Below are 13,459 nucleotides of genomic sequence, written 5' to 3' on the forward strand. Positions count from 1 at the left end.
GGCGGCCAGGGGCCCGTCAGGCTCCCCGTTCGCCCCCCTCGCCCCCTCGGCCCGCAGGGTCATGATGGCGTCGGAGAAGCGACGGCGGGGCCATCGCACCGGCTTCACCACCGGCGCCTGTTCCGCCGCCGCCGCCCGGGCCGCGACGGTGGGGCTGATCTCTGGCCAGGTGCCCGACCAGATTGACTGCCTGCTCCCCAACGGCCAATGGGCCTGCTTCGCCGTGACCGAGGGCCGCCTGGAGGCGGGTACGGCCCACGCCGTGGTGGTCAAGGACGCGGGTGACGACCCGGACTGCACGAATGGCGCCCATCTCACCGCCGATGTCCGGACCCTGCCGCGAGCCCCCGGTGAGGTGCGTCTGCGGGGCGGCGCCGGGGTCGGCGCCGTCACCCTGCCTGGCCTGGGGCTGGAGGTCGGCGGGCCAGCCATCAATCCAGTGCCGCGCCAGAACATCGAGGACAACGTCCGCGCCGCCGCCGGTCATTGGCTGGCGGCGCAGGGGCTGGAGGTGACCATCTCGGTACCCGGCGGCGAGAAGATGGCGTTAAAGACCCTCAACCCACGCCTCGGTATTCTGGGGGGCATCTCCATCCTCGGCACCTCAGGCATCGTGCGCCCCTACTCCACCGCCTCCTTCCGCGCCAGCGTGGTCCAGGGCATCGAGGTCGCCGCCGCCCAGGGCCAGGAGACCCTGGTCCTCACCACCGGCGGGCGCACCGAGAAGTTCGCCATGCGGGCCCTGCCCCATCTGGCTCCCGCCTGTTTCGTGCAGATGGGAGACTTCACCGGCGCCGCCCTGGATACCGCCGTCAAGCAGGGCATCCGCCAGATCGTCATCGGCTGCATGGTGGGCAAGCTCGCCAAGATGGCCCAGGGCGAGACCCTCACCCACGCCCGGCGCGCCGAGGTGGATCGGGGCCTGCTGGCGGAACTGGCCCGGAAGTGCGGAGCGCCCTCCGAGGTCTGCGAGGATATCCGCCAGGCCGAGACCGCCCGTTACGCGGCGGAGCGCCTGGCCGAGTTGGGCCTGGGCCAGGCCTTTCACCAAGCCCTGGCCCGGCGTCTGGTGCGAACCCTGACCGGGCGCTATCCCGACCAATTCTCCCTCCAGGTGCTGGTCTGCGATTTCGAGGGCCAAGAGCTGATTGCCGCGGCGGCGTCGGCCCCGGCGGCTGATGCCGAGGGCAGGGCGGCGGCGCCAACGGGCCTGGTAACGGGGACCTTAACGAGCAATTCGGTGCTCTCCCCCCTTGCGGGGGAGGGCTGGGAAGCGGGGTCCGAAGGATTACCTATCGATGTTTGATTCCTGCCCGCCCCCCCCCTGCCGGATCATCGGCGTCCTGGACGATGGCCCCCCCGGCCTGACCGCCGCCGCCATGGCCCATCTCCAGGCGGCGGACCTGGTGATCGGCGGCACGCGCCTCCTGAACCTCTGCGCGGTTCACCTGGCACCCCAGGCCGAGCGGCGCGATCTGACGGGCTGCCTGGGCAGCGTCCCGGCCTGGATCCGCGCGGCCCTGGTGGCCGGCCGGCGGGTGGTGGTCCTCGCCACCGGCGACCCCCTCTTCCACGGCATCGCCGGCTACTTGCGCGCCCGGCTCCCGGACCTGCCCCTTGAGATCATTCCCAACCTCTCCACGCTCCAGGTCGCCTGCGCCCGTCTCGGCTTGGCCTGGCAGGATCTGCGCATCGTCTCCGTCCACGGCCAGGATTGCGGTGAGTGGCGGGAGGGCGCGGGACCCGAACACGGGCTTTACCCCATCCTGCGGGCCATCCAGTACCCGGAAGCCGGTCATGGCAAGGGTGTCTCCAGTATCGACCTGGGTCCCAGGCCAGACTCTGACCCGGTCATGGCCATCCTCACCAGCCCGGCCAACAGCCCGGACCGCATCGCCCGCATGCTGATCCAGGAGGGCCTGGGCGACAGGTTCCGCATGACGGTGGCCGCGCGCCTGTGCCGGCTGGACGAGCAGGTGATCGCCGATTGCGCCCTGGACCAGGCCGCCACCATGACCTTTGCCGAGCCCAATCTGGTCATCCTGACCCGCCAGGCACCCGCCCCAGCCCCGGTCCTCTTCGGTCTGGCGGACGAGCGCTTCCGCCAGCGCCAGCCCGACCGGGGCCTGATCACCAAGCGCGAGGCGCGCGCCCTGTCCCTGGCCCGTCTGCAACTGCGTGCCGATAGCATCGTCTGGGATATCGGCGCGGGCTCCGGCGCCGTGGGTCTGGAGGCGGCGCGCCTCTGCCCCCTGGGCTTCGTCCACGCCATCGAAAAAAATCCCGAGGATGCCGCCATCGCCCGGGAGAATCGCCGCCGCCTCGGCATCCCCAATTACCGCCTGCTCCAGGCCCAGGCCCCCCAGGGCCTGGCGGACTGGCCCGACCCCAACGCCGTCTTCATCGGCGGTTCCGGCGGTCAACTCGTCACCTTGATCCAGCTCGTCCTGACCCGCCTGCGGGCCGGGGGCTGGCTGGTGATGAACTTCGTCACCTTCGAGAATCTGCACCTCGCCATGACTGAACTCAAGACCCTGCAAGCTCGCTGGGATGTCACCCAGATCCAGGCCTCCCGCGGCCAGCCCATCCTCGCCATGCACCGCCTGGTCCCCGAGAACCCGGTGTGGATCCTGGCCGCCACGCCGGTCGTCCGCCATGACCGTTAAAGGCTGCCTGTACGGCGTCAGCCTGGGCCCCGGCGACCCGGGCCTCATCACCCGCCGGGCATGGGAGCTGCTGACGGGGGCAGGCCTCTGGACCTACCCAGTGCGCAAGCCGGGCGGGGACAGCTTCGCCCTGGACATTGCCCGGCGCGCCGGGCTGGCGGTGCCGGATGCGGCCATCCCCCTCTGTTTCCCCATGACCCACAACGCGGAGATCCTGGCCAAGCACTGGCTGGCGGCGGCTCACATCGTCCTGGAACAGCTCGAGGCGGGGCGGGATGTCTGTTTCCTGGTGGAAGGCGATGCCTCCACCTATTCCACTTTCGGCCACCTGGCCCGCACGGTCACCGCCCTGGATGCCGGGATTCGGGTGGAGGTGGTGGCCGGGGTCACCTCCTACCAGGCCGCCGCCGCCCACCTGGGTCTGGCCCTGGCGGACGCGGACGATACCCTGGCCATCCTCCCCGCCGGTTATGGCATCCACACCATCGATCACCTCTTGGACGAGTTCGACTCCCTGGTCCTGCTCAAGGTCAAACCCCTGCTGGGGGACATCATCGCCCTGCTGGAGAGACGCGGCCTGCTGCCCTACGCCAGCTTCGTGGAAAAGGTGGGCTGCCCCGAGGAGCGGACGGTCCGGGACCTGACCCAGATTCGCCACGAGACCGTCAACTACCTGTCCCTCCTCCTGGTCCACAACCCCCACCGGCCCAAGGGCGAGATACTGCGCGGCTGCCGTCATCCGGCGGCCCGGGACGAGGCAGCCGCATGAGGATTCCGGCGGGGCGGATTGCCCTGGTCGCCATCACGCGCCAGGGAGCCCAACAGGCCGGGGCCCTGGCCCGGCGGCTGGTGGCCGCCAGCCCTGTACTTCCGACTCCCTCCCCCCTCGCGGAGGAGTGCCGGGGAGAGGTGTCCGAAGGCCTTCCAACCCCCTCCCCTCTCGCGGGGGAGGGCTGGGGAGAGGGGGCCGCAGGGTTACCTCCCGCTTACCCACGGGTCAAGGTGGGTCTGACGGTCCCCGGGCCTGAGTCCCCGGTTTCCGCAACCTCGCTGAGCGAGAACACTAGCCGGGTTGACCTGGTCATCGCCGCCAAATTCGCCCCAGCCGCGGCGGCAACAGCCAGCCCGGCCATATCACCTCCCGACCCGGCCGCGACCGACGAACCCCAGGCGGATGACGCCTCCAGGAGCGCGCCCGGCCCCAGCCCGCGGCTCATCCCCTACCCAGGTGCCCTGAAGGACCAGATCGGCCCCCTCTTCGCGACCTATGACCAGATCGTCTTTTTCGTCTCCCTGGGGGCCGTGATCCGCCTCATCGCCCCCCACCTCCAATCCAAGCACCAGGACCCCGGCGTGCTGGTGGTGGACGAGGCTGGGCGCTTCGTCATCCCCGCCCTTTCCGGCCATGTGGGCGGAGCCAATGCCTGCGCCGAATACCTGGCCGGCCTGCTGGGCGCCACCGCCGTACTGACCACCGCCTCGGATGTAGGCCAGAACCTTGCCGTCGATCTCCTGGGCCGGGAACTGGGCTGGCGCCTGGAGGCCCCCAGGATCAACGTCACCCGCGTCTCCGCTCATGTCGTCAATGGCGAGCCCATCGCCCTGGTGCAGGAGGCCGGCCGCCGCGACTGGTGGGGCCGCGCGACGCCACCGCCGGCCAATATCCAGGTCTTCGCGCGCTTCGAGGACATCGACCCGGAGGCCTTTCGGGGCCTGCTCTGGGTGACGCGCCGCGCCATCTCCCCGGACCTGTGGCAACGCTTCGCGGAGCGCCTGGTGGTCTATCGGCCACCCGAGGATCAGCCATGAGGCGCGTCACCCTAGGCGTCGGCTGCGATCGCGGCACCGCTCCCGAGACCTTGCACACGGCAGTCATGCAGGCCCTGGCCAGCGTCCATCTGGAGCCGGTCGCGGTCGCAACCCTGGCCACCATCGACCAAAAGCATGACGAGGTGGCCATCCTCCTCCTCGCCACGGCACAGGGCTGGCCTTTGCGCCTCTTCGGCGCCGCCGAACTGGCTCAGGTCCCGGTGCCCAATCCCTCCGCGACGGTCCTCGCCTACATGGGGACCCCAGCGGTCGCGGAGGCCGCGGCCCTGCTGGCCGCGAACGGCCGGATGGAAGATCTGGTGCTGGAAAAATTCAAATATCGGGGCCCCGACGGCAAGAACGCCACGGTCTCCATCGCCTGGAGTCGCATCCATGAATGAAGGCGCATTGGCGGATTCGACCCTCGGCTTGGCCGGGAGCCTGGCGATCGACCCCGGAGCAGACCCGGCCGCGACCGCCCCCCGGGGGAAAATATTTCTGGTGGGCATGGGCCCTGGCGCCGAGGACTACCTGAGTCTGCGCGCCCGCCAGGCCCTGGCCGAGGCCGAGGTGATCATTGGCTATGGCACCTACATCAAGCTGATTCAGCATCTCCTGATCGATCAGGAGGTCATCCGCAAGGGCATGACCGAGGAGATCGACCGCTGCGTGGCGGCCTATGAGTATGCCCAGGCCGGTCGGCGCGTGGCCCTTATCTCCTCCGGTGACATCGGCGTCTATGGCATGGCGAGCCCTACTTACGAGGTGCTGCTGCGCTCGGGCTGGCACCCAGGGGGCGACATTGAGGTCGAGGTGATACCCGGCATCACCTCCCTCTCCGCCTGCGCCTCCCTGGTGGGGGCGCCCCTGACCCATGATTTCTGCTCCATCTCCCTCTCCGACCTCCTGACCCCCTGGTCCGTTATCGCCCAGCGGCTCGCGGCCGCGGCGCGGGGCGACTTCGTGATCGCCCTCTACAACCCGCGCAGTGGCCGGCGGACCCAGCACCTGGTCGAGGCCCAGCGGATTCTCCTGCGCCATCGTCAACCCGAGACGCCGGTGGCCATCGTCAAATCCGCCTACCGCGAGGGCCAGGCGATTCATCTGACCCACCTCGGCGCCCTGGCGGAGGCCCAGCTCGGCATGCTGTCCACCGTCCTGATCGGCAATGCCAGCACCTACGTCCAGGATGGGCTCATGGTCACACCGCGCGGCTATGCCCAAAAGTACGACGCCATCACCGGCGACCCCCGGTCGGGCGAGCGGGCCGGTCGGTCCCTCAGCCTGGGTCTGGAAGGCTGGCAGGCCGCGATCCAGGAGCAGCTCGGGCACATCCAGGGGGGGTCGCTAGCGGCGTTGGCGCGGGACCGCGGGATCCCCCTGGGCGAACTCCTCCAGGCCATCGGGCCGGCCGGGGCCCGGGAGGCTGGCGGCCTGGTTAACCGCCAGGATGACGGTGCGGCGGGCCTGGTCGCGGCCCCGGTCAGGGCTGGCGCCGCGCATGAGTTGTTACGGGCGATCCCGGCCTGGGGGCCGGTCCGGCTGGAGATCCAGAGTCCGGCGGGTCTGGCGGCGGAATGGCGGCTGGATCGCCTCGCCTTCAGCCGGGATGAGGGCGAGAGTGGGCGGGACGGCTGGCTGACCCTTGTCACCCCAGGGTCCCGCCTGCGCATCGACGCCGCGCGCATCGCCCGGGCCTGGTTCCTGCGCCAGGGCGATCAACGGCGCGAGGTCCATTTCCTCGACGCAGCGGATGAGGCCATCCTGAGCCTGGCGTTGGTAGCCCACCGGGGGCCGGGTCTCGATCCCCTGGCGGAGCAGGCCTACTTCCAGGCCTGGCGGACCCTGATGGTTGCGGCGACATGAGCGGCGGCATGAACAGCGCCCTCATCCTGCCCCTGGCCCTGGCCCTCGACGCCTGGCTGGGGGAGCCGCGACGCTTTCACCCCCTGATCGGCTTCGGCTGGCTGGCCCAGGCCCTGGAAAACCGCCTCTGGGGTGATGCTATCTGGCGGGGTGCCCTGGCCCTCCTGATGCTCATCCTGCCCTTCACCCTCATCGCCCTCCTCCTCGCCCCCTGGCCCGGGAGCCCCGCCCTGGACCTGCTGCTGCTCTATCTCGCCATCGGCTGGCGCAGCCTGGGGGAACACGCCGGCCGGGTGCGCCATGCCCTGGCGGTTGGCGACCTGGCTCAGGCCCGCCAGGGGGTGGGCTACCTGGTCAGTCGCGACACCGCCGACCTGGATGAAGCGGCCATCACCAAGGCGACGATCGAATCCGTGCTGGAAAACGGCAATGACGCCCTCTTCGGCGCCCTCTTCTGGTTTCTGGTGGCGGGGGCGCCCGGCGTCCTGCTCTATCGGCTGACCAACACCCTGGACGCCATGTGGGGCTACCGTACCGAGCGCTATCGGCGTTTCGGCTGGGCGGCGGCACGCCTGGATGACCTGCTGAATTGGGCGCCCGCGCGGCTGACGGCCCTGAGTTATGCCCTGGCCGGTCATTTCACCCAGGCCCTGGCCTGCTGGCGCCAGCAGGGTCCGGCCTGGAAGAGCTCCAACGCCGGCCCGGTGATGGCCGCCGGCGCCGGCAGTCTCGGGGTCCTGCTGGGCGGCGCGGCCAGCTACCATGGCACCGCCCAGGTCCGGCCCCCCTTGGGGGCGGGGCGGCCGGCGGGTACCCCGGACATCGACCGCGCCCTCGGCTTGCTTCGCCGCGCCCTGGCGCTCTGGGTCATCGCCGTCCTGGTGGGCGCTGGACTCCACACCTATTGGGTCTCGGGAGCAGCGACATGACGGGGGCAAGGCTATGACGGGCTGGTGTTTGGCAACGGAGCCTCGACTCGGGAAGGGCCGAGCCATGAAGAATGCCCAGGACCCCGCCACCGACACGGGCGGCGCGCTAGCGGACCCACCGGGCTTGGTTATCACCCGCGACCGCTCCGGGCCCCTCCACCACGGGGGTCGCCTGCGCGCGGCGGCGAGCTATTACGGCCTGGCCCTGGACCAGTGGCTGGACCTCTCCACCGGCATCAATCCCAACGGCTGGCCGGTACCCCCGATCCCCGCCTCGGCCTGGGCGCGCCTGCCGGAGGAGGAGGATGGCCTGGAGCAGGCCGCGCGGGCCTATTACGGTGCCGCGCACCTGCTGCCCGTCGCCGGTTCCCAGGCAGCGATCCAGACTCTGCCCCGACTGCGCCCCCCCACGCGGGTGGGCGTCCTGTCACCGGGCTATGCCGAACACGCCGCCGCCTGGCGCACGGCCGGTCACGCGGTCAGGGCCCTGACGGCCGGAGAGGTGAATCAGGCGATCCCCGCCTGCGATGTCCTGGTGTTGATCCATCCCAACAACCCCACCGGCTTCCGCTGGCCGCTGGAGCGGCTGCTGGACTGGCATGCTCAACTCGCCGCCTGCGGCGGCTGGCTGGTGATCGACGAGGCCTTCATGGATACGACCCCTGACCAAAGCCTCTGCGACCAGGCCGCGCGACCAGGCCTCATCGTCCTGCGCTCCCTGGGCAAGTTCTTCGGCCTGGCCGGGGCGCGGGTGGGCTTCGTCTGCGCCCAGCCCGAGCTACTGGCGGGACTCCAGCGGCTGCTGGGTCCCTGGAGCATCAATGCCCCGGCCCGCCGGATCGCCCAGGTGGCGCTGAAGGATGGCGATTGGCAGGAGCGGGAGCGGCCCCGACTTGCCGCCGCCGGGGAGCGGCTCGGCACCCTGCTCCGCCGCCAGGGGCTAACGCCCCAGGGCGGTTGCGCCCTCTTCCAGTGGGTCCGCACCCCCCAGGCCCGAGACCTGCACCAGGCCCTGGCACGCCAGGGGATTCTGACCCGCCTCTTTGACGAGCCGCCTAGCCTGCGCCTGGGTCTGCCCGGGAGCGAGACGGATTGGGCGCGCCTGGAGGCCGCCCTGATCCAGGCGGTCGCCGGGACGCCGGCTCAGCCGCCCACGAACCCCGCCGAGGTTAAGCCATGAAACGCCTCTGCCTACCGCTCCCGGACGTCCGGCCAGGCCGGCCAGAGCCGCGCCAGGGATCGCCAGCGGGCCGGGAAACCGAAAACTCCGGTACCTTGGGCATAGTATGGCGATCTTAATTACCGGCTTGATTCCCTTTCACGCCGAGGCCACCGCATGAAGACCAAAACCCTCATGGTCCAGGGCACCACCTCGGATGCGGGCAAGAGCCTGCTGGTGACGGCCCTGGGCCGCTGGCTGGTCCGGCGCGGGGTCCGGGTCGCCCCCTTCAAGCCCCAGAACATGGCCCTGAACAGCGCGGTCACCGTCGATGGGGGCGAGATCGGCCGCGCCCAGGCGGCCCAAGCCCGAGCCTGCGGGCTGGAGCCCCACACCGACATGAACCCGGTGCTGCTCAAGCCCAACACCGACACCGGCGCCCAGGTCATCATCCAGGGCCGGGCGGTCGCCACCATGAACGCCCGCGACTACCAGGACTACAAGAGCCTGGCCCGCGTCGTCGTGCTGGAGTCCTACCAGCGGCTCGCCGATCGGTTTGACGTCGTCCTCGTCGAGGGCGCTGGCTCTCCCGCCGAGATCAATCTGCGCGCCAACGACATCGCCAACATGGGCTTCGCCGAGGCGGTGGATTGCCCGGTGATCCTCATCGCCGATATCGACCGTGGCGGGGTCTTCGCCCATCTCGTCGGCACCCTAGAGTTGCTGAGCGACAGCGAGCGGGCTCGGGTCCAGGGCTTCGTCATCAACCGCTTTCGTGGCGACCTCGCCCTCCTGCAACCGGGTCTGGACTGGCTGGAACGGCGTACCGGCAAGCCAGTACTGGGGGTCCTGCCCTTTCTGCCCGGCCTGCACCTGGAGGCGGAGGATGGCCTGGCGCTCCCGCCCTCGCGACCGACCGCGTCCCCGGGCCCAAGCGCTTTGGCGGGAGCCCAGCCGGGGATCGGTTCAAGCCGGGATGCGCCCCAGAACCCCGGGGATGTAGAACCAGCCAGCCCGACCCTCCTGCGCATCCTGGTCCCCGCCCTGCCCCGCCTGAGCAACCGCACCGATTTCGATCCCCTCTGCCTGCACCCTCAGATCAGGCTGGATTTCATCGGCCCCGGCCAGGCGATACCCCCCGCCGACCTCATCATCCTGCCCGGCTCCAAGAGCGTGCGCGGGGATCTCGCCTGGCTGCGTGACCAGGGCTGGGAGGCGGCGATCCACCGGCACCTGCGCTACGGCGGCAAGGTCATGGGTATCTGCGGCGGCTATCAGATGCTGGGCCAGCGCATCCATGACCCCCTCGGCCTGGAGGGAGCCCCCGGCACCAGCGCCGGTCTGGGGCTCCTCGACCTGGAAACGACCCTGGAACAGGACAAGCAATTGCGCAACGTCCAGGGCCGACTGGTGCTGGCGGACGCCCCCGTCTCCGGCTACGAGATTCACGCCGGCGTCACCCAGGGCCCGGCCCTGGCCAGGCCGGCTGTACATCTGACCGAGGGCCCGGATGGGGCCATCCGGGACGACGACCAGGTCCTCGGCACCTATCTGCACGGCCTCTTCGAATCAAGCGCCGCCCTCGCCGCCCTCCTGACCTGGGCCGGCCTGCGTCAGGTCGAGCAGATCGACTACGCGGCCCTGCGCGAGGCTGCCTTTGACCGCCTCGCCGATGCCCTCGATCAGCATCTGGATCCTCGCTGGCTGCACAGCCTCATTAAGGGGGGACAGCCCTTGGCGCGAGGACTGGGCGCGGCAGGGGACGCCACCCCTCGGTCCCCTCTCCCCAACCCTCCCCCGCAAGGGGGGAGGGAGCAGGAGAAGCAATGGCTTGCGCTTGAGCAACCGGACTCCTTTTCCCGGGTCCTGATCCTGGGCGGCGTCCGTTCCGGGAAGAGCCGGCTGGCGGAGCGCCTGGCGAGCGAGGGCGCCGGCCCCGTCACCTACATCGCCACGGCCACCGCCGGGGATGGCGAGATGGCGGCCCGGATTGCCGCCCATCGCGCCCGGCGGCCGGCGCACTGGGGCCTGGTGGAGGAGCCTCTGCATCTGGCGGCGGCCCTGGCGGCCCATGCCGCCCCGGGGCGCTGCCTGCTCATCGATTGCCTGACGCTCTGGCTGACCAACCTGCTCCTGGCCGAGGACGCCAGCCTGTGCGAGCGGGAAGGGGACGCGCTGCTCCAGGTGCTGCCGACCCTGCCGGGCCGGATCATTATGGTCAGCAACGAGACCAGCCTGGGGGTCATGCCCCTGGGAGAACTCAGCCGGCGCTTCGGCGACGCCGCGGGCCAACTGCACCAAGACCTCACGCCCCTCTGCGATCGCGTCATCCTCGCCATCGCCGGGCTACCACTCACCTTGAAGGAAGCAACGGTATGAATTTGGACACGCGGATCGATTGGCTAGGGGTACCGGCGGCCAGCCTGGACACCGAGGCCCAAGGGGCCGCCCAGGACCGCCAGGCGACCCTGACCAAGCCACCCGGCTCCCTGGGCCGGCTGGAGGCGATCGCCATCCGCCTCGCCGCCCTGCAAGGCACAACCCGCCCGTCCCTTGAACGGGTCCGGATCACCCTCTTCGCGGGCGATCACGGCGTGGCGGCGGAGGGCGTGTCCGCCTTTCCCCAGGCCGTCACCGCCGAGATGATCAAGAACTTCGCCCGGGGCGGGGCGGCCATCTGCGTGGCCGCGCGCACCCTCGGCGCCGAACTCGAGATCATCAACCTGGGGACGGTGCATGACCCCGGGCCCCTGGCGGGGGTCAAGGACCAGCCCCTGGGCCCGGGTACCGCCAATTTGGTGACGGGGCCGGCCATGACGGATCACCAGGTCGCCCTCGCCCTCGGCGCGGGCCGTCATGCCGCCGAACGGGCCCGCCTGGAGGGCTGCCAACTCTTCATCGGTGGCGAGATGGGCATCGCCAACACTACCGCCGCCGCCGCCCTGGCCTGTGCCCTGCTGGGCGCCCCGCCCCGGGACCTCGCCGGTCCTGGCACCGGTCTCGATCGGGCGGGCGTCGCCCATAAGGCCGCCGTCATCCAGCGGGCCCTCGACCACCATGCCCCGCATCTCGCCTCGCCCCTGGAGGCCCTGCGTCGCCTGGGCGGTTTCGAGATCGCCGCCCTCGCCGGCGCCTACCTGGCCTGCGCCCACATGGGCCTTCCGGTCCTGGTGGACGGCTTCATCACCACCGTCTCCGCCCTCGTCGCCACCCGCCTGCAACCCCAGGTCGCGGATTGGCTCTTCTTTGCCCACGCCTCCGCGGAACCCGGCCATGCCGCCGTCCTCGCGGCCCTAGGGGCCCACCCTCTGTTGGATTTGGGTATGCGCCTTGGGGAAGGCAGCGGCGCCGCCATCGCCCTCCCCCTGCTGCGCCTGGCCTGCGCCCTGCACAACGAGATGGCCACTTTCGCCGAGGCCCAGGTCTCGAACCGGGTGTGAAGTCGCTCATGGCAAGCGTCACACCGCGCGTCCAACGCATCGACCTGCTACGCCACGGCGAGACCCTGGGGGGAAGCCGCTTTCGGGGCCGTCTCGATGACCCGCTCACCAAGAGAGGTTGGGAGGAGATGTGGGCGACGGTCGGGCCAGGGGGTCGCGACGGGCAAGAGGATCAGGCTTGGGATGGCATCGTCACCTCGCCCCTGGCCCGCTGCGCCGACTTCGCCCGCGCCCTGAGCCAACAAATGGGTATCCCCCTGAGCTTGGACCCGCGGCTCGCCGAGCTGGACTTTGGCGACTGGGAGGGGCAAACCGCCGCCGACCTGATGGCGGCGGACGCCGAGGCCCTGGGCCGTTTTTGGGCGGACCCCGTGGCTCATCCCCCGCCGAGAGGGGAACCCCTGCTGGCCTTCCAGGGGCGGGTTCTGGCCGCCTGGGATGAACTACTGCGCCAGGATCGCGGTGATCGAACCCTGGTGATCAGCCATGGCGGCGTCATCCGCGTCATCCTCTGCCAGGTGTTGGGCTATCCCCTGGGGCGCCTGCTGGAACTGGACGTCGGTCATGCCAGCCTGAGGTGCATCCGCGTCCGTAGTGGGGGGGAAGGCGCCGGAGCCGGGGAGGGAGTGGGCGACGCCAGGGGCCTCCTGGCTGGCGCGGTGGCCCCCATCGGTCCCGACCCCAGGATTCAGGTCGAACTGATCCCGCGCCCGGCAGAGTCATGATCCGGCCCTTTCTCATCGCCCTGCAGTTCCTCACCCGGCTCCCGGTCCGGCTGGCGGGCGAGCTGGCGGCGGCGGACCTCGGCCGCTCCCTGCTCTACTACCCCCTGGTCGGCCTCATCCTGGGGGGGCTCCTCGCCGCCAGCGCCTGGCTGCTGAGTGGTGCTCCGCCGCTCCTGGCCGGCGCCCTGGTCCTGACCCTGTGGGTGGCCCTCACCGGGGCCCTCCACCTGGACGGCCTGGCCGACACCCTCGACGCCTGGGCCGGCGGCCGCGGCGACCCCGAGCGCACCCTGGCCCTCATGAAGGACCCCCACTCTGGTCCCCAGGGTGTCACGGGTCTGGTGCTGGTCCTGCTCCTCAAATTCGCCGCCCTGGCCGCCCTCCTGGAGGCCGGCGACTATCTCCCCCTGATCCTGGCCCCTTTCCTGGCCAGGACCGCCCTGCCCCTGCTGTTCCTGACCACCCCCTATGTCCGACCCGGCGGGCTCGGCGCCGCCCTGGCCTCCGGCCTGCCCCGACGGGCGGGTACCGGGGTCCTCATCGCCGCCGGCGCCCTCACCCCCCTCCTGGCGGGAGCCACGGGCCTGCTGGCCCTGGCCTCTACCCTCGCCGCCTTTTACATCCTGCGCCTGGCGATGACGCAGCGCATCGGCGGCACCACGGGCGACACCGCCGGCGCCCTGGTCGAAGTCGCCGAAGCCGTCGCCCTCCTGGCGGGCTCCCTCCTGGCGGGGTCTTGCATCGGAGTTGTAGGTAGCCGGTAGAACCCGACGGGGGTAAGCTGGCGTTGAGAGGGGGTGTGGCTCTTGGTGTCCGCAACCAGGCTACCTCTGGATTCGGCCAAGAGCTGACCAAGAATTTTCCG

General features: G+C 70.7%; 12 protein-coding genes. All 12 read left to right on the plus strand.

Annotated features, from left to right (window positions below; genetic code table 11):
- Positions 1-64: 64 nt before the first annotated feature.
- The 12 genes from IPN92_18820 (at position 65) to IPN92_18875 (ending at position 13,358) form a co-directional block, all read left to right on the plus strand.
- Positions 65-1,306, plus strand: coding sequence for a cobalt-precorrin-5B (C(1))-methyltransferase (locus tag IPN92_18820; GenBank protein MBK8640229.1), 1,242 nt, complete (start codon positions 65-67; stop codon positions 1,304-1,306).
- A complete protein-coding gene (gene cbiE / locus IPN92_18825; GenBank protein MBK8640230.1) occupies positions 1,299-2,666 on the plus strand; it encodes a precorrin-6y C5,15-methyltransferase (decarboxylating) subunit CbiE in 1,368 nt (455 codons plus the stop codon). Before IPN92_18820 ends, cbiE begins: the two co-directional genes overlap by 8 nt.
- Positions 2,656-3,435, plus strand: coding sequence for a precorrin-2 C(20)-methyltransferase (gene cobI / locus IPN92_18830; GenBank protein MBK8640231.1), 780 nt, complete (start codon positions 2,656-2,658; stop codon positions 3,433-3,435). Before cbiE ends, cobI begins: the two co-directional genes overlap by 11 nt.
- Before the next feature lie 308 nt (positions 3,436-3,743).
- Complete coding sequence (locus IPN92_18835) at positions 3,744-4,475, plus strand: cobalamin biosynthesis protein CbiG (protein ID MBK8640232.1); 732 nt, start codon at positions 3,744-3,746, stop codon at positions 4,473-4,475.
- A complete protein-coding gene (locus IPN92_18840; GenBank protein MBK8640233.1) occupies positions 4,472-4,876 on the plus strand; it encodes a cobalamin biosynthesis protein in 405 nt (134 codons plus the stop codon). Before IPN92_18835 ends, IPN92_18840 begins: the two co-directional genes overlap by 4 nt.
- A complete protein-coding gene (gene cobJ, locus IPN92_18845; protein MBK8640234.1) occupies positions 4,869-6,341 on the plus strand; it encodes a precorrin-3B C(17)-methyltransferase in 1,473 nt (490 codons plus the stop codon). Before IPN92_18840 ends, cobJ begins: the two co-directional genes overlap by 8 nt.
- Positions 6,342-6,349: 8 nt before the next feature.
- Positions 6,350-7,270, plus strand: coding sequence for a cobalamin biosynthesis protein (locus IPN92_18850; GenBank protein ID MBK8640235.1), 921 nt, complete (start codon positions 6,350-6,352; stop codon positions 7,268-7,270).
- Positions 7,271-7,334: 64 nt separating this feature from the next.
- Positions 7,335-8,450 carry a threonine-phosphate decarboxylase gene (locus IPN92_18855; GenBank protein ID MBK8640236.1) on the plus strand — a complete coding sequence of 372 codons (1,116 nt, stop codon included), beginning with the start codon at positions 7,335-7,337 and terminating at the stop codon, positions 8,448-8,450.
- Between the two features lie 156 nt (positions 8,451-8,606).
- Positions 8,607-10,808 (plus strand): cobyric acid synthase, encoded by a 2,202-nt coding sequence (locus IPN92_18860; protein ID MBK8640237.1) that lies wholly within the window; start codon positions 8,607-8,609, stop codon positions 10,806-10,808.
- Positions 10,805-11,869, plus strand: coding sequence for a nicotinate-nucleotide--dimethylbenzimidazole phosphoribosyltransferase (gene cobT / locus IPN92_18865; GenBank protein ID MBK8640238.1), 1,065 nt, complete (start codon positions 10,805-10,807; stop codon positions 11,867-11,869). The genes IPN92_18860 and cobT overlap by 4 nt, the downstream gene beginning before the upstream one ends.
- An 8-nt stretch (positions 11,870-11,877) precedes the next feature.
- Positions 11,878-12,594, plus strand: coding sequence for an alpha-ribazole phosphatase family protein (locus IPN92_18870; protein ID MBK8640239.1), 717 nt, complete (start codon positions 11,878-11,880; stop codon positions 12,592-12,594).
- The gene (locus IPN92_18875; GenBank protein MBK8640240.1) at positions 12,594-13,358 is read left to right on the plus strand and encodes an adenosylcobinamide-GDP ribazoletransferase; all 765 of its coding nucleotides are present in this window, start codon (positions 12,594-12,596) and stop codon (positions 13,356-13,358) included. Before IPN92_18870 ends, IPN92_18875 begins: the two co-directional genes overlap by 1 nt.
- Positions 13,359-13,459 lie beyond the last annotated feature (101 nt).

This window comes from Chromatiaceae bacterium, from assembly GCA_016714645.1.
Taxonomy (GTDB): Bacteria; Pseudomonadota; Gammaproteobacteria; order Chromatiales; family Chromatiaceae; genus M0108.